The organism is Polaribacter staleyi, assembly GCF_038024045.1.
Taxonomy (GTDB): domain Bacteria; phylum Bacteroidota; class Bacteroidia; order Flavobacteriales; family Flavobacteriaceae; genus Polaribacter; species Polaribacter butkevichii.
On sequence record NZ_CP150665.1, the window covers coordinates 2,767,478 to 2,785,498 of the forward strand.

Genomic DNA, 18,021 nt, shown 5'->3' on the forward strand with positions numbered 1-18,021 from the left:
AAACGATTAACTATCAATATTAAATACTACTAAAATAAATACAATGAATAGAAAATTTTTTAACCTCTTTTTATTATTAATAATTGCTCAGGTAACGACTGCTCAAAATAGAGAAACTGATTTTAATTTTGATTGGAAATTTACCTTAGTAAAAGAAACTAAAATTCCATCAGAAATTCCTTTAAAAGATACCGATTGGAAAGCAATTAGATTACCACATGATTGGAGTATAGAAGCTCCCTTTGATGAGAAAATGGATGGTGCTACAGGTTATTTACCTGGTGGAGTAGGTATTTATCAGAAACACTTTAAAACAGCTATCAACCCAAAATTAAAGAGTAGTTTTATACTTTTTGATGGAGTTTATAACAACGCTACTTTTTTCTTAAACGGAAAATTATTAGGAGAAAACCCTTACGGATATTCGCCAACGTATTTTGATATGACCAACAAATTAAAAACGGATGGTTCAGATAATATTATTACAGTGCATGTAGATCACTCACGTTATATAGACAGTCGTTGGTATTCTGGAAGTGGAATTTACAGAAATGTAAAAGTAATTACCGTAGATAAATTACACATTCCTATTTGGGGTAGTTTTGTAACAACACCAGTTATTACAAAAGAAAAAGCAACTACTAACATTGAATTGACGATAGAAAATCAATATAAAAAAACAATGTATTTTGATTTGACAACAACAATTATAGATTCAGAAGGGAATCAAGTTGCAAGCATATCAGAATCAAAAAAAGTAAAAAGAAACCGTAAAGAAATTTTTAAACAATCGTTGTCTATTTCTAATCCTAAATTTTGGGATATTGATACTCCAAACTTGTATAAAGCAGTAACAAAAATTTCTAAAAATGGTAAAACTATTGATGAATATGTAACTTCATTTGGGGTACGTACTGTTTCTCATAGCAAGGAACAAGGATTCTTTTTAAATGGAAAATCTACTTTTGTAAAAGGTGTTTGTTTACATCACGATGCAGGTTTGGTAGGTACGGCAGTTCCAAAAGGTGTTTGGAGAAGAAGATTACTATCTTTAAAAGAAGCAGGAGTTAATGCAATTCGTACTTCGCACAATCCGTTTTCTCAAGAATTTTATGATTTATGTGATGAATTGGGTTTCTTGGTGCAAGCAGAGATTTTTGATGAATTTGATAATCCAAAGGACAAACGTTTAAATTTACAGGAGCAACATAACGATTATATTTCTAGAGGTTATACAGAACATTTTCAGGAGTGGGGAGAAAGCGATTTAAAACGATCTATTTTACGTGATAGAAATCATCCTTCTATTTTTGAATGGAGTATTGGAAATGAAATAGAATGGACTTACGAACATTACAAACATGTAAGTGGTTTGTGGGACAAAGGTGCAAAGCCTTATTGGAACAGAGTACCTAATATTTCTGCTGATGAAATGAAAGCACGTTATAATGCGTTGCCAAATAGAAAATATAAATTAGCAGAAACAGCTAAAAGGCTTTCTAAGTTGGTAAAGTCTTTAGATACAACTCGTGCAGTTACTGCAAATTTAATTATACCTGTTGCTAGTTTAGCTTCTGGTTATGCTCAAACATTAGATGTTGTTGGTTTTAGTTATCAAGTAAATCAATATGATTGGAGTAAAAAGAACTATCCAGATTTACATTTTACAGGAAACGAAAACTCGGGTACTTGGCAAGAATGGAATTCTATAATTGAAGACCCAATGGTGTATAGTATGTATATGTGGACAGGAATTGATTATTTAGGAGAAGCTCATAATAAATGGCCACAAAAAGGTTGGGAAGGAGATATTTTAGATTTCGGAGGCTTTAAAAAAGCAGGTTGGGATCATTTTAAAACTATTTGGGTAAATGAACCAAACATTGCTTTGGGTACTTATGCTATAGAAGATACTACTATTATAGATACATTAAGTGGCGAAGTAAAGCCGTTTAAAAACCCTAGTTGGGTAAATAGTAGAGCTCAAAAAAGTTGGAACTATAAAAAAGAGGAGATGATTATGGTTGAGGTTCCTTCTAATTTACCAAGAGTAGAATTAGTATTAAACGGACGTTCTTTAGGATGGAGAGCATTAAGTAACAGTCCGGATAGAATTTTACGTTGGGCTGTACCTTTCGAAGCAGGAACTTTAATTGCAAGAGCAGGTTTTACAGGGCAGGAAATTGAAAAAGAATTAAAAACAACTTCTGCACCAGTAAGCGTAGCATTAACGGTTGATAAAAAAACACTTTCTGCAGATGGTTATGATGTAGCTCATGTAATTGCTCAATTGTTAGATGCAAACGGCAATAAAGTAACTTCTACGGAAGCTAGTTTAAGTTTTGATGTACAAGGTACTGTGCGTGTTTTAGGTGTAGATAATGGATCGAATAAGAGTATTCAAGATTATAAGTCTAATAATGTGACCACCAACAACGGACATGCATTGCTAATTATTCAATCTAAAAAAGAGAGTAGCAGTGTTAAGGTTAGCGTTAAAGGGAAAGGATTAAATAGTGATTCTCTTACCGTTGAAATTAAGTAATAAGATATTTTCAGATATCGTAATTGAGAGTATTATAATTTAAAAAAAAAAGCCACATTTAACAATGTGGCTTTTTTAATTTAATAGACTTTGTTATTAATTAATAATTAGCTTTTTAGTGGTTACAGAATATCCTTCTGTAACTTTAATAAAATAGAATCCAGCAGTAAAAGAAGAGACATCAATATCTTTATTGGTATCTCTTATATTCTTGTTATATATTGTTTGACCACTAATATTAGAAATGGTAATATTTGAGTTTCCATTTTGTAAGATTTCCATGATCTTTGTTTCCTAATGCACCTGTATACTCTAAATATGTGTTGTTAATTGCACTTGGTGCTCCAGTAACCCCGTCAAAATTATCTAAATATTTAGGATCACCAGGTTTTCTAATCACCCATTTATCAATAGTATTACCTGTATCTTCAGCTTCGATAACAATATAATTTGAACCATATTTAATATTGTTTTTTGATTTTATGTTCAAGAAACAGAAACGTATGGTTATTATTAATCATTCTTTCTTTAATAAAAGGCGTATTTGTTTTTCTATTTCAATTGTATTTTGTCGAGCCTCATCAATTGGAAGACCTAATTTCATTCTAGGTCTCAGGTGGCCTATAGAGGTTAACCATGCATCTTTCATAATTGCTTGTTTCTTTTCTACATGACTTAATATTTTTTTTCCATTTTGATATGTAGAAAGGAAACTTTTAATATCATCTATTTTAGTAAATTCCGTTTGGCCTAAATATATAAGAATGTGTTTTGCTATTAAAAAATGACCTTTTTTATTTGGATGAATCCCGTCTTTAGCAAAAACAAAAGTAGAGTCTAAAAGTCGTTGTTTTTCAAGATTTTTTTTCATTGGAGAATGAATATCAATAACATTCCAGTTAGATGTATATCGATTACTAATTAACCAATTAGCATAAATATCAAGAACATTAGCATAGGCCTTACCTTTTTGTTCATCATATATAGGAGGTGTGATGTGAATTATTTCTGCACCAAACTTTTTAATTTTATCATGCAACCAGTTCACCCCATCTTTATATTTTTTAAATCGATTATCATCGTAAGGCATAAAAATACCATCATTCATACCATAACAAGCGAGTACCAAATCAGGCTTTGTTTTGGTTAATATTCTATCTAATCGTTCATGTAAGTCTGGACGTGGAAAAGCTCCTTTAGCATGATTGGGTTCGGAAAGACCGGATACCGTTTCACTTGGTAAACCCACATTAATAATTTCATAATTTTTTTCAGGGTACTTAATTGATAGATAGGTGTCAATATAATCTATATATCCTCCTTGATACGTAATGCTATTTCCTAAAAATACAATGCGTTTAATATTATCTTTTATTTCATATGCTTGTGAATAATTCTCAGCTTGAAATCCAATTATAAAAAATATTAATACTACTACATGCTTCATAATGTTTGCTTTTATAATTTATTTCCATTCTGTTTGCTCCTAACGTCTAATAATCTATTTTTTGTAAGAAGGTATTGTCTCTTTAATAGAAATAAGTATAGGGTTTGTATTTTTAATTTTTACTATAATAAGTACTGCTTTATTTTTGATGTTAATGTTTGCCTTTTTGGTATAAATCATTAGTATATCTGTAAATTTCTACTTTAACAGTTTTTCTAGCTTGGGGTATTTCAATTTTCCATCTTTTATTTTGAATAGATTCGAAACGCGGATTTCCAAAAAGTGTAGACCATGATTTTTTGGTAAAACAAATAGTCTCTTATTCCTTTTCTATTGCTACAAATTAAACCAGAAAATTATCAATATTAGCAATTTTAACTATTGAGTTCCCTTACAGTCTAATAAATCGTTAGATTGGTCATCAGTTAAAATAAAAACGAGTAATTGTTTCATTATTTATATTTTTTTGATGTAGGCATAGTACACCGAGTTTGGGACATTTTTATTGTCTAAAAAATTGGCTAAAAATTTAGTTTTCCCAGCTTTTAGTGAAACAGTAAATGTGGTTGAAAGATCATTTAGATGTACGTCTTTTTCTAATTTAAGTTGATTCTTAAATTCTATAGTAGCTTTTACATAATTTAGATTTTTTCCTTCTGGAATATCTTTTTCTAAACCTTGTAATTGTTCTTTTGTAATTGCAGGTGTTGTTGCATTTATAGCTAAATTAGATTCTAAAGGATATCTTCTTAGTGATACTTCATATTTTCCTGTTTTAAGAATATCAACACTCCAATAACCAGTACCAATGGTGCCTTTTCTTATGTAAATTTGATTCCAAGGATAAGCTCCAGATTCAGCATGCATATCATGGGCCGTTAGTGTTATTGGATTCTCCATTTCCGAACCTATTTTAAAATAAACTTCCTTATCAAAGTCTTTAGAAACTTGTGTCCACCAGTTTTCATAAAAGGCTTTCATTTCATTTGTTTTTTCAGGATATTCTGCCGAAATGTTGTTTTTCTGGCCTTTATCTTGTGTAAGGTTGTAGAGCTCTTTTCCATTAACCAATCGCCAATCTCCCTGCATTACTGCAGAGTTTTTCCATTTTTTAGGATGTTGAACGCGTTGAGAATCTGTTACGAGCATTCTGTTTTTTAAGGTGTCTTTTCCTTTTAATATAGGAACTAAACTTTGCCCGTCTATTGGTTGATGGTTTTTTGGTAAATCAATGCCACACAATTCTGCCAAAGTAGGCATGATATCTAATTGCGCTGTAAGTGTATGAATGTCTTTAGAGGTAGTTATTTTTCCGTTTTTCCAATGGATAAAAAATGGAACTCTATGACCTCCTTCATATTCGCTTCCTTTGGTACCTCTCATATTGGCATTAAATCCGGTTGTTTTTCCTTTTTTACTATAATAGCCGGCAGAGGTGCCATTATCTGTCATAAAAATTAAAATAGTATTATCAGCAACCTTTAATTCTTTTAACTTGTTTCTTAGTTTACCAAAATTATCATCAATATTGGTAATCATTCCGTAAAAACGCTTTTGAGTATCGGCCAAAATATCGTCTCCTAAATCTTTATAGATATTATAATATTCTATAGGCACATTGTAAGGACTGTGAGGTGCATTTGTAGCAATGTAGCAGAAGAAAGGTTTGTCTTTGTTCTTTTTTATAAAATTGATGGCTTCATTAAAAAACACATCGGTACAATATCCTTGGTATTTTTGAGGTTTCCCATTATGAAAATAGGTATCGTTAAAATAAGTGTTATTCCAGTAATCTGGAGTTTGCTGAACGCCACCACCGCCATGCATTACGGTTTCCTGAAAACCTCTGTTTTCTGGTCTAAAGGGATAATTGTCTCCTAAATGCCATTTACCAAAACCGCCTGTTTTATACCCAGCTTCCGCAAACATATTGGCCATGGTTTTTTCGTTTTCTCTTAATAAAGACCAACCGCCAACGGTATGCCAAACTCCAGTGCTATTAGCATATCTACCAGTCATTAATCCAGATCGAGTAGGTGCACAAGTAGGACCCACATGAAAATTAGTTAAATGGTAACTTTCTTTGTGAAAATCATCAATATTGGGTGTTTTTATAATGGTGTTTCCAAGTACACCAACATCTCCATACCCTTGATCATCTGCAATAACGAGAATGACATTGGGCTTTGATATTATCTCTGTTTTAGGTTCCGTTTGTTTTGTTGAATTACAACTGTTTATAACAATGAAGCTTCCTAATAATAAGAGTTTAGTTTTTATAAAATTCATATAATTATTTCTTTTTTATTAATATTTTTAAATTTTAGAGTTATAGCATTAGAGCCCTTGAATTTAGATTATAATTTATTGTAAACCTGTTTATGAACACTTTCTATATTAACTTATGCTTTCGCTGCTGTTAGCCTGCTATATTAGCCTTGTTTTCTTCTTGAAAAAGAGATGAATTTGGCAAGCTTTATAATAGTTAACCATGTTTGAAGGGAGGTAAAAATATAATTAGATTTTGTCTCCTAAGAAAGTTTGAAATTTAGAAGGACTTCCATCCTCATCACCTGTTATTAGATAGTAAATCATTCCAGCATCAGATATATCAGCTCTTTTTTCATTGTGTTTCTTCATGCACTTCCAAATCCAAGCAATATCTTTGTTTTTATGATCTTTTAACCAATTCCAAACGCTCCAATCGTGATTAGAACTCCAACCTTCGTTAGGGTTGTTCTTTTTGTTTTGATCTTTAATTCTTTTAAATTTTACTCGATTTTCACTAAGAGCAATTACTTGATCAATAGTGTGATGATTGGGCCTCCTTAAGTGATTATCATTATAATTGCTATGAGATAAAATATATACAAACGACAAAGCCTCTTCTTTTCCGTCTTTTAAAACCAATAGAACAGCTTGATAAAGAAATTCAGAAGGTCCCATATTTATAAAATATAAGGGGTTTTCATTTGTCGATTTTTCTATTTCTTTTTTTAAATGTTCGATAGCTTCTTTTTGTTGAGTTCCAACATCAAAGAAGATGTTTTTATCAAAATTCCATCTTTTTATAGAACCCTCAACGCCTTCTTTCATATAATTTCTAACAGTAGTATGGGGAGGAGAAGGTATAAAGTTATTGTATGAAAAATGTACCAATTTAGTTTGTAAATGCTTTTTAGCCAACATAACAAGTGCTGCAGGAGTTGCTCCCCAGTCATCGGGGTCTGCATAGTTGTATTTACCGGTATACTTTAAATCTGGTTGCGCATTTCCATCTGCACTGCAAGCAATTCTATTGTTATTGTAGTTTAAGGCTTGTGCAACTAAAAAATTAGGAAACAATATTGTAAATACAAACGTAATTATAGTGATGTGTTTTTTCATGAAATTTATAAGAAGTTAGTTTTATATTGTTTTTGTTGTTGTCTCTGTGTCTGTTTTTTATTTTTATTGAACATTCGTATTGTGCCGCCAAGTGGATAAAACTAATTTGTCTAATTGACCAAAAAAAATCTAATCTTGAACTGATTTTTAATGTTTATGCTCCACCTTCTAGAGATCTGTTTTTATTGTTAGATTACACAGTGCTTCTTTAGGTAACTCAATGTTTATTTCCTCTTCATCAATCATTAACCTTATAACTTTATTTGTTGGTTTATCATTTTGAATCAATACTTTAATTTCATTATTACGGTTTTTAGTTGTTACAATTCTGTGTTTAGAAATGTGAGCAATTCTTTTATCACCTTTAATGATAGTGTTACTAGCTAAATACATGGCATTGTAATCTGGCGTATATTTAATATCTCCATTTTTACGATTGATAATTAGCAAAGAATTTTGTTTCCAACCCCAAGCGCTTTTAGACGTTTCATTTAAAATGAGATTCCAATAGCAATAATTGGTGCTTCCTGCATTTATATAATTTGCAATTTCAGCTATTCTTTCTTTGGCTTGTTGGGTAGAATTATCACCGTTATAACACTTTGTTTCGGTATTCATAATTTTCATGTTAGGTGCTAATAATGATACTTCTCGCATAAAAGGTTCAAGAGCATATTGAAAACCAATACCATCAAATTTATTTATGGTTTTTGCATTCAGTATTTTATAATGATCGCCTCTGTTAATCGTTCTAAAAGTACCTGCCCAAATACCAGTGTTTAATTTTTTCTTTTTAAAAGCGGGAATGATATAATCTAAGCTTAATTCCTGTAATTGTTCCATGGTCATATTGCACCCAGGAAAAGGAGCGTAGGTGTCAGGTTCATTTTGTACACAAAATCGATCTATAATTACACCTTCCTTTTTATAAGCTTCTATGTATTTTACTAAATACTTCGCATAGGCTTTGTAAATTTCAGGAGATTCTTTTAACCTACTTTTTGCTTTATTAACATTATTTTTATCTATTGCATTGCTATATTTCATCCAAGCGGGTGGACTCCAAGGTGATGCTTGTAGTAGCATATCGCGGTTTTCTTTTAACGCCGCTTTTATAAAAGGCAATAAGTATTTTTTGTCTCTTTTAATAGAAAAATGGTTCATTTTATAATCTTCAGGAACCATGCTATAACTGTATGCATCTAAAGAAAAATCACTTGCACCTATAGGAGTTCTATTAAAAACGAGATTTGCATTATTAGTGTTAAATAAGTTTTTTAAGACCTCACGTTGTTTGTTTTTTGGTAAACTAAATAAAGCTTCACCACCATTTTCATTAAATGCACCGCCAATACCCTCAATGGTTTGAAATTCAACTTTAGGAATCAATACAATAAAATCATTTTGATTCACTTTACTATTAGGATTAATTTTTGTTTCGTATTTTTTTATTGGAGAAGCTTCTCCGTTTTTTAGTGATACATATGAAACTTCTACATTATAATTCTGTGCAGTTATTATGGATGTAAATAATACGGCAGCAATTGATACTTTCTTTAAATTCATTACTTTATTTGCTTTAAAATGAAACCATTTAGCCATAAAGTTCCATTTTTGTTAACGTTTTTAAACCTTAGAATAACCGTTTTAGATCCATCAGATGTAAAGGTTGATTTTATTGAAATTGGTTGACGTTCACCACTACTATCATTGTAATAATAGTTTACAATATGATCATCGGAAATTCTAGTAAAACTGCCAGCTGCATCTTCTACGGTTACCTCTATTTCATTGGTTAATTTAATATTGGTCTTTCTTGCATGATGGAAGGTTTCTATGGCATATTTACCTGTTTTTAAGTCTGGCAGTTTTAAAGATAATTCACCGTTTTCTATGTAAATACCATCAGTACCTACAAAACTTAAATCACCTAACATACTTGCACCATCTCCTAACCAATTAATCTTTGTAGTAGCACTTATTTCTACTTTAGCATTGGTGTTTTCTAAATTGTATTTTAAATTGTTGTTAGAGTTCCCTGTCCATTCTTGCCATTCAAATTGTACCAATTGCTTATCTCCACCAATATCTACACGTTCTATTGGATAATCGTAAATAGCTTTGGCGTGGTTAGTTACTTCATTGGTATTAAAGTTGACTGTATGAATGCTTGCTTTGCCAGATTTTAGCCCTTTTACTTTTGCGGTAATGGTTATTTTTCCTGGTTTGTTAATTCCTCTTACATAAATAGCCGCAACACCGTTATAAACTTTAGCAGGGTTTGCATAAATTTTTCCGTTATCAATTATTTCTCCAGCACCAGATATAGAAAACTCAACGTTATTATTACTATTGGTAATAACAGTACCGTTTTCATCTAAGATAGAAGCATATACCAATCTTATATCAGATCCTCCTGCATAAAAAGGTTGGTTCTTAATATTGTATTCAACTTTTATATGATGTGGTTTTCCTTCTTTCTGTCTTGTAAATTCTGTTACTTTTTCACCATTAGAATAACCAATAGCTTTTAATGTTCCATTTTTCCAATGATGTTTGAATGTAAATGAAGGATGCTTTAAGTTGCTTTTGGTAATATCATTATCGGGTAATTGTCTTGCAATAAGTTTACCGTCTAAATACAATTCTACTTCTTGGCAGTTGCTAAAAACTCTAACTTTACCGTCTTTAGAAGCGGTTTCGTCAGCAATATGTACTATTGGTTTTTTTACCAATTCAGATTGATACCAATAATATACTGGACGTGGCACTCTGTATGGAGAAAGTACACCGTAAGTTGTCATAAAATCTCTAGACCATTGGTCGTCAACAATATCGGGTTGTAAATGATTGTAATCTGCACCTAACCAGGTAATCGCTGCAAAATTATTTTTGTTGCCTTTATATCTTGAAATATGAAATTGATTTACTTCTCCGTTTGGAGAACTTCCGTGTTCCATAACCATGGTAAAGGCACTCTCTGGGAACTCTGTTCTTCTGTAATCCATAGTAGCATGTACATCTGTAATGCCTTCATTTTTTGGTCCATCCCAAGGAGCAGAAGCAGAGGCTGTTAATCTAAAAGGATCTTCTTCTTTGGCAACGGTTTGCATTCTTGGTACAGGGCCTCTATGGTTAATTCCTGCTCCCCAAACAATAATTGATGGATGATTTCTATGATTACGAATCATAGTTCTGGTTGCTTTTTCTAGGTTTGCAAACCAATTATCATCTCCCCATTCTATCCATGTAGAAGGTTCTTCATAAATAAAAATTCCTAATTCGTCACAGGCATTAATAAAAGCATCATCTTGTGTGTAATGAGATAACCGTATTATATTCATTCCTGCTTTTTTATATTGTAAAGCTTCGTTATAATGAAAAGAGTTTGGTATTGCATCACCAATATTAGGATAACTTTGATGGCGGTTTGCACCTACTAAAAATAATGGTTCTCCATTTAGTACAAATCCTTTGCCTTTTTCTAAAGAAAATTTTCTGAAGCCAAATTTATTTTCAACATAATCAACCGGTGTTTTATCATCGTAAATCACCGAGTTTACACGATACAAGTATGGTGTGTCTGGAGACCATAAATGATAATCTTCTTCTACAGTTGTAGATTGTCTAAATGTATGTGTTGAGTTTGCAGCTATAGTAATTTCTGAAACTAATTTTTTAAGAACTAATCCGTCTTTATTGATAACATTGGTAACTATTTTGCTCTTTTTAGCAGTAGAGTTTTCGTTTTTTACAGTTGTTTTAATAGTAACAGTACCATTATTTTTATTTACAGTTGGTGTTGTTATGTGTACACCAGCATCAAAATCTTCCCAATTAAAATTTACATGTATTTTGTTGGTTGTAACTAAATATACATCTCTGTAAAGTCCTCCAAATTTCACATAATCGGTTCTATGTGGATCAGGAGCAATGGTTTGGTTATAGGTGTTATCTGCTTTAATGGCAATGGTATTTTCTTCTCCAAATTTCACAAAGTTGGTAATATCAAAATGAAAAGGAGTGTATCCGTTTACGGCATAATTACCAACCTTCTCTCCATTAACCCATAATTCAGTTGCATTATGAATGGCTTCAAACTCTATAAATACTTTTTGAGAAGGATCTGCTTGTACTGTTAATTTTTTTCGATACCAGCTAATATCACGAAGGTATTTTTCTTGTACCCAAGTTTCTTTAATACTATCCAATTCATAAGAAATTAATTGTGGTGTGTGAGGAACTGAAACGTTTTTCCAAGAACTATCATCAAAACTAATACTTGTAGGACTAGTTTTAAGATCTCCTAAATGAAATTTCCAACCAAGGTTTAGGTTTGTTTTTGTTCTATTTCCGGCTTCAAAACCATTTGGAAGCGTTTGTGCCTTAACTTGTAAAGACAATAATACTAAAATTAATATTGCGTATGTTTTATTCATTTTCTGTTTTTTTATTTCCAAACTCTAAAATATTTTACATGATATTCTCCGTCTAACTTGTTGTTGTCTGGTAGGGCTCCAAACCACTTATTTGATTCGCAATTAAAATTGATTTCTAAAGGTTGATGCCAATGCGTGTTTTTTGCTTCTCTAAATAATATACCATCTATATAGAATCGGATATATTCTTTGGTCCATTCCAAGCCCCAAACGTGGTAATCTTTTTGTAATTCTTCGGGGAAATAGTATTTTTTAGTTCTAGAGAAATGATTTTTAACATCCCCTTGGTCTTTAGGAGATTTAAATACATGAATATTAGAACTTAAATCGTGACGATTATAGTTTACACCAGGAGCGTTTTCACAAATATCAATTTCTGTCCACCAATCTTTACCCACATTTGTCATCCAAAAACCAGAAACCCACGGTGCGTCCATTAATTTAGCTTCAGCTTCAAAAAAGCCATATAGAAATTTATTTTTACTTTTTATAAAACCTGTTGAATGCGTAAAATCTTTGGGTAATTTTTCTTTCCCATGCTTATTCACTCTAATTACTAATTCTCCATTTTCTAAGCTTACATTAGAACCATGAAAATAGGTTGGTGGCCTACCTTTCCATTTGGGATTATTAGGATACCATTTGTCTTCATTCAATTTTTTATGATCAAATTCATCAGAGTATTTTTTCTGTAATTTCCAATGTTCCTCATTATTTTGATCTGATAAAGGAAAACTTGAATTTAAACGGTGTACTCTATTTTCTAATTGAATAGAATCTACATAATTCTTTGGAGGAATGGTTAAATTTTGTGCGGAAATTTTTGTCACAACAAAGAAAAAAGCTAAAATATACAGGAGTTTTACGTGTTTCATTTGATATAAATATTAAAAAAAATAAAAATATTCATAATCTAATATTTATTAAATTAGTAATGTACAGAATGCTATCACATATGGTTAATTATCATTATAGTTGTACACAAAGGGAATTAGCACGCTTAATTATTGCATTTTCTAAAAAATAAATGGGCATAAAAAAAGGCTTTGAATGAAAATTCAAAGCCTTTTTTTATTGATTTGTAATGGTTATTTTAATTCTAACTCTTTAATTTCTGTTTTTTCTGTTCCTCTTAACTTTTGATAAGTAACAATCATTGCTGCTAATTTTTCTTTATTTGTTTCTGCAAGGTTTTTTTGTTGTTTAAAATCTTCTTTTAAATTATACAATTGATAGTTGCTAGAAACCCCTAATTCTATATTTACTTGTTTGTTAATTGGTTGTCCTTTGTATGGTGGAATTAGTACCCAATCTCCACTACGAAGGGCTGTTTTTTGTCCAGCTTCTAAAATTAAATCTGTTCTTCCTGTTTTAGATTTTCCTAAAAAGACATCCATTATTTGTTCACTATCATCTGTTTTAACGTTACTTCCAGTTAATTTAGCTAAAGAACTTAATAAATCTACTTGACAAACTAATGCGTTTGATACAGATGGTTTGATAGTACCTTTCCAATACGTAATAAATGGTATGTGCGTACCTGCATCAAATAGGCTGTATTTACCTCCTCTTAATCCTCCTGTTGGAGTGTGTTTTCCTAGTTTTTCTACTGCATCATCATAATATCCGTCATTTAAAACAGGGCCATTATCACTAGATAAAACGATTAACGTATTTTCTAATAGATTTTCTTCTTCTAAGGTTTTTATGAATTCTCCAATAACCCAATCTGCTTCTAAAATTACATCTCCTCTTGGTCCTAAACCAGATTTACCTACAAAACGAGGATTTGGTGTACGTGGTACATGTGGTTGTTGTAATGCATAGTATAAAAAGAAAGGTGCATTCTTATGTTCTTTTACATACGTTTTTGCTTTGTTTAAAAAATGATCTGCCATATCAGTGTCAACCCATTTTGCAGCTTCTCCACCTTTCATAAATCCAATTCTTGGAATGCCATTTACAATACTGTTATTATGCCCATGATGCCATTTCATTGATAAAAGTTCTGGGTTATCTTTACCTGTAGGTTGCCCTTTATAATTTTTAGCATAGTCAATTTCAATAGGGTCCTTAGGGTCTAAACCATCAACATGTCCGTTTTTTATATATACTGTTGGTACACGATCTTGTGTTGCTGCCATTATGTAAGAGTCTTCAAAACCTACTTCATTAGGTCCTGGTGTAATACGCTCATTCCAATTAACATGTCCTTTACCTAATCCTAAATGCCATTTACCCACAATACCAGTTTGGTATCCTTGTTGTTTTAACATTTTAGGAACCGTCATTTGTGCTGTACTTATAATTAGAGGCGCAGTACCTGGTAAAATTTGTGCGTCTTTATTTCTCCAAGGATAAATACCTGTTAATATTCCGTAACGACTTGGAGTACAGGTTGCGGATGTTGCATATCCGTTTGTAAAACGAACACCACCATTGGCTAATTGGTCTATGTTTGGTGTATTGATTTCTGTTGCTCCATTTGCACTGATATCTCCATAACCTAAATCGTCTAAGTAAATAAATACAATATTCGGTTTTGTGGTTTTTTTAAGAGGTACTTCTGCACTTTGTACTGTTTTGTTTTTAGCGTCTTTACATCCCAATACAGAGGTTATTAGTGTTGCTGCTAATAAGACTTTTGAAATTGTTTTAAGCTTAAAAAAATGTTTCATTTGAGTTTGTGTTTACGATAATGAAAGGTATAAAATTATTTAGTAATTACTAGAATATTATCTACTTCTAAACCTTTTATATATTGCTTTTATTTTAATAGTATCCTTTTTTGTTGATTCCTTAACAATTGGCAAACATTTTACTTAAAAACCTTTATTTACAAGGTTGGTTTTTGTTGTATGAAAATATCAACAGAATTGAAATGAATGCTAATATTTTATGAAACGATATACTTTGATTAAGGTTTAAAACTTAATTGATTTTGGATTTTTTGTTTTAGACTTTAAATCTGAAGGAATTAAATAAAATTGATATTTAAATTCACCAGATTTTATTAAATATTCTTTGTGAGGCATAGCATTTGGAGACCAAGTATCATCACCTCCCACACCAGTTTGATTTAAATCGATATTGACAGTAAAAACATCTCTATCAATTAATTCGTTGGTATGTTTTGCTTCTTGTAAATTTTGTGTACTATATGGCAATACACTAAAATTTAGTTTTTCTTCTCCAGAAACTAACAACGTTTTACCTTTTAGGTTTTCAAGTCTAAACCAGCTTATTTCTGTACGGTTTCCATACTCTTCTGGATACACGTATTGGTAATTCATTTTATTTACATCATCAGAATACAAACCAACATGTGCACCATAATTTCTATCAATATAATTTGGTTGAGGTCCTTTACCTAAATAAGTAACATTTTTAAAGGTATTTGGTATATCAAATTGCATTCCTATACGTGGCACATTTGGAGCTCCATCGCTAATTTTAGCGGTGTAGGATACTTTTACCTGTCCATTTCCTAAAATGGTGTATTGTAAATTTACCTTAGTTTTTGGGTTGGCAATAGCTCCTAGTACATTTACAATTACTTTTCCTTTTTTATCTTTAATTACGGTAACTTTTTCTGGTTTAAAATTGTCTCCAGCATGCATCCAATTTAATTCATTTTGTTTTTTAGCTGCTTTTCTATAGGCTTCATCATTTTCTGTTTCGGCTCTCCAAAAGTTTAATTTTAAAGGAGAAGACATTAGTGATGTTCCTTTAGAAATATAGGAAGTTATATAACCAGATTCTTTATTTATTTGAAGTTTAATTTCTTTGTTATTAACAGTTATAGTGTTCCCTTTTTCAATTATATTTAATGCTGAATTGCTTTTTATACTAGCAGATTTTTTAACTGTATAGTTTAATTTAAACTGTTCATTAAAAATGACATAACCTTTATTGGCCCATAATTCATTCTCTTTTAGTTTACCTTCAATATTGATATAATAGTCGCTATTGGTATGTAATTTAGGTTTTTTGTAGTTTATTTTTATTGTACTTGTTTTAAAAGGTTGTGTATTTAATTCATCTATAGTACCTTGTTTAACCACAACACCGTTTTCTGTAATGTTCCAAAATAAATTGTATTTAGATAAATCTACTGCGTGATGTCTATTTAAAATTGTAAACTCACCTTTTAGAGCATTAACTTCATAAATTTCTACAGGTTGATTTACTTTTTTACACTCGTACATGGCTGGTTTGGGTGTTCTGTCTGAAGCTATAACGCCATTTATACAGAAACTTCCTGAGTTTGGTTTATCACCAAAATCGCCACCATACGCTAAGAATTCAACACCGTTTTCATCTGTTTTTACAATACCTTGATCAATCCAATCCCAAATATACCCCCCTAAAGCTCTGTCGTTTTTATAAATAACATCCCAATATTTTTTCATGTTACCAGTTGAATTCCCCATAGAATGGGCATATTCGCACATTACAACAGGTCTGTTATCAATTGTACTTGTATGGTCTATTAAATCTTGTAAGTCTTGTGGTGTAGGATACATTCTACTTAACATATCTACCCAAGATGGATCTGTTGGGTTACCTTTACTTTTCTTAAAAAAGTTTTGTTTGTAGTCTGGAGCTGTTGGAACACCTTGTGCACCTTCATAATGAATATATCTTGTTGGATCAAAATCTTTAATCCATCCAGACATAGCAGCATGATTTGGCCCCATTCCAGATTCATTACCTAAACTCCACATTACGATACTAGGATGATTTTTATCACGTTCAACCATTCTAATAGCACGTTCTAGGTAAGCTTGAGTCCAACTTGGTTCATTTGATAATTTACCACGAATTCCATGTGTTTCTAGATTGGCTTCATCCATCACATAAATTCCGTACTGATCGCATAAATCATAAAAATAAGGATCGTTAGGGTAGTGAGAGGTACGCACAGCATTAAAGTTAAATTGTTTTAATAATTTAACATCAGTTTCCATATCTTCTCTAGATACCGTTTTTCCATTTTTCATATTATGATCGTGTCTATTAACACCAATCATTTTTACGGGGTTTCCATTAACTAAAAACCTACCTTTTTTATCAATTTCAATTTCTCTAAAACCAACTTTTGTACTTGAATATTGAATGGAGTTTCCTTTGTCATCTTGTAATTCAAATAATAATGTGTACAAATATGGGGCATCAGAAGACCATTTTTTAGGCGACTTTACTTCAGTTTCAATTAAACCGAAATATACATTATCACGTTGTGGATATCTTTCTCCAAAATAATCCCCTAATTTTAAAGAGTTTTTATGACCTACAGCTTTGCCTTCAGCATCGATTAACTTGGTTATTAATGTCCAATTATCAACTGTTGTTTTTAAAGGAGCATCTCCAAAATGACCCACTTTTTCAATATACTTATTTGTAATGTTGGCAATAAACTCTGGTCTTATTTGTAATAAAGCATTATTGTAAGAATCATCAAAATCTGTTCTTACAAAAAAGTTAGATAAACGTACTTTAGGTACTGCTTTTAAATATACTTCTCTTTCTATACCACTCATACGCCAATGATCTTGGGCTTCTAAATAACTACCGTCGCACCATCTGTATACTTTTACAGCAATAGTATTTTTACCTTTTTTAATTTTTTGGGTGATGTTAAATTCTGATGGTAAACGAGTGTCTTCACTATACCCAACAAACTCACCATTTACCCAAACATAAAATGCAGAAGATACTCCTCCAAAATGAAGAATGATATCTTTTTTATTCCAGGAATCATCAATTTCAAAAGTTTTAATATAATGCCCTACGGGATTGTCTGAGTTGTTTATGTACGGAAAATCACTAAAAAAAGGGTAAACAGCATTGGTGTAAATAGGAGTTCCATACCCTCTCATTTCCCAGTTTGAAGGTACATCAATGGTATTCCATTTTGATGCATTAAAACCTGCTTCATGAAAAGTTTTAGAAGATTCAGCAGGAGTAGCCACCCAATTAAATTTCCAATCGCCGTTAAGTGTTTTAAAATTAGACGATACTTCTCTTTCTCCGGCAATAGCTTGAGACTCATTGTCAAAATTATAAAAAGTAGCTGTTGCAGGAAGCCTGTTAATTTGATTTACTTTTGGGTTTTCCCAATCATTTTGTTGCGAAAATACAGGAATTGATAGAATAAATAGTAATAAGTTTAGCTTGAATTTTTGCATTACTTTTTTGTG

At 31.4% G+C, this 18,021-nt stretch carries 11 protein-coding genes; 1 reads left to right on the forward strand and 10 read right to left on the reverse strand.

Annotated features, from left to right (window positions below):
• Positions 1–43: 43 nt before the first annotated feature.
• A complete protein-coding gene (locus WHD07_RS11870; protein WP_343328565.1) occupies positions 44–2,545 on the forward strand; it encodes a glycoside hydrolase family 2 TIM barrel-domain containing protein in 2,502 nt (833 codons plus the stop codon).
• Positions 2,546–2,641: 96 nt separating this feature from the next.
• Here the strand turns inward: WHD07_RS11870 and WHD07_RS11875 are convergent, their stop codons facing one another.
• The 10 genes from WHD07_RS11875 to WHD07_RS11920 all read right to left on the reverse strand — a co-directional run bounded on the left by WHD07_RS11875 (position 2,642) and on the right by WHD07_RS11920 (position 18,009).
• Positions 2,642–2,827: a T9SS type A sorting domain-containing protein gene (locus tag WHD07_RS11875; protein ID WP_343328566.1), complete on the reverse strand. Its 186-nt coding sequence runs from the start codon at positions 2,825–2,827 to the stop codon at positions 2,642–2,644.
• Positions 2,784–3,035 (reverse strand): hypothetical protein, encoded by a 252-nt coding sequence (locus WHD07_RS11880; protein ID WP_343328567.1) that lies wholly within the window; start codon positions 3,033–3,035, stop codon positions 2,784–2,786. Before WHD07_RS11880 ends, WHD07_RS11875 begins: the two co-directional genes overlap by 44 nt.
• A 27-nt stretch (positions 3,036–3,062) precedes the next feature.
• Positions 3,063–3,992: an SGNH/GDSL hydrolase family protein gene (locus WHD07_RS11885; RefSeq protein WP_343328568.1), complete on the reverse strand. Its 930-nt coding sequence runs from the start codon at positions 3,990–3,992 to the stop codon at positions 3,063–3,065.
• A 456-nt stretch (positions 3,993–4,448) separates the two neighbouring features.
• Positions 4,449–6,281, reverse strand: a complete 1,833-nt coding sequence (locus tag WHD07_RS11890; protein ID WP_343328569.1) for an arylsulfatase — start codon at positions 6,279–6,281, stop codon at positions 4,449–4,451.
• A gap of 228 nt (positions 6,282–6,509) precedes the next feature.
• The gene (locus WHD07_RS11895; protein ID WP_343328570.1) at positions 6,510–7,379 is read right to left on the reverse strand and encodes a hypothetical protein; all 870 of its coding nucleotides are present in this window, start codon (positions 7,377–7,379) and stop codon (positions 6,510–6,512) included.
• 168 nt (positions 7,380–7,547) lie between these two features.
• Positions 7,548–8,981, reverse strand: a complete 1,434-nt coding sequence (locus WHD07_RS11900) for a hypothetical protein (RefSeq protein ID WP_343328571.1) — start codon at positions 8,979–8,981, stop codon at positions 7,548–7,550.
• Entirely contained in the window at positions 8,945–11,818 is a 2,874-nt protein-coding gene (locus WHD07_RS11905) for a glycoside hydrolase family 2 protein (protein ID WP_343328572.1), read from the reverse strand. Before WHD07_RS11905 ends, WHD07_RS11900 begins: the two co-directional genes overlap by 37 nt.
• 11 nt (positions 11,819–11,829) lie before the next feature.
• Entirely contained in the window at positions 11,830–12,693 is an 864-nt protein-coding gene (locus WHD07_RS11910; protein ID WP_343328573.1) for a family 16 glycosylhydrolase, read from the reverse strand.
• 213 nt (positions 12,694–12,906) lie between these two features.
• Positions 12,907–14,496, reverse strand: coding sequence for an arylsulfatase (locus WHD07_RS11915; protein WP_343328574.1), 1,590 nt, complete (start codon positions 14,494–14,496; stop codon positions 12,907–12,909).
• 246 nt (positions 14,497–14,742) lie between these two features.
• Positions 14,743–18,009, reverse strand: coding sequence for a glycoside hydrolase family 2 TIM barrel-domain containing protein (locus tag WHD07_RS11920; protein WP_343328575.1), 3,267 nt, complete (start codon positions 18,007–18,009; stop codon positions 14,743–14,745).
• Between the last annotated feature and the right edge of the window lie 12 nt (positions 18,010–18,021).

What these genes read in the sequence shown, in the direction of transcription:
- WHD07_RS11895 (WP_343328570.1), bottom strand. Translation starts at nt 7,379, where the DNA reads ATGAAAAAACACATCACTATAATTACGTTTGTATTTACAATATTGTTT.
- WHD07_RS11900 (WP_343328571.1), bottom strand. Translation starts at nt 8,981, where the DNA reads ATGGCTAAATGGTTTCATTTTAAAGCAAATAAAGTAATGAATTTAAAG.
- WHD07_RS11870 (WP_343328565.1), top strand. Translation starts at nt 44, where the DNA reads ATGAATAGAAAATTTTTTAACCTCTTTTTATTATTAATAATTGCTCAG.
- WHD07_RS11890 (WP_343328569.1), bottom strand. Translation starts at nt 6,281, where the DNA reads ATGAATTTTATAAAAACTAAACTCTTATTATTAGGAAGCTTCATTGTT.
- WHD07_RS11920 (WP_343328575.1), bottom strand. Translation starts at nt 18,009, where the DNA reads ATGCAAAAATTCAAGCTAAACTTATTACTATTTATTCTATCAATTCCT.
- WHD07_RS11915 (WP_343328574.1), bottom strand. Translation starts at nt 14,496, where the DNA reads ATGAAACATTTTTTTAAGCTTAAAACAATTTCAAAAGTCTTATTAGCA.
- WHD07_RS11885 (WP_343328568.1), bottom strand. Translation starts at nt 3,992, where the DNA reads ATGAAGCATGTAGTAGTATTAATATTTTTTATAATTGGATTTCAAGCT.
- WHD07_RS11875 (WP_343328566.1), bottom strand. Translation starts at nt 2,827, where the DNA reads ATGGAAATCTTACAAAATGGAAACTCAAATATTACCATTTCTAATATT.
- WHD07_RS11910 (WP_343328573.1), bottom strand. Translation starts at nt 12,693, where the DNA reads ATGAAACACGTAAAACTCCTGTATATTTTAGCTTTTTTCTTTGTTGTG.
- WHD07_RS11905 (WP_343328572.1), bottom strand. Translation starts at nt 11,818, where the DNA reads ATGAATAAAACATACGCAATATTAATTTTAGTATTATTGTCTTTACAA.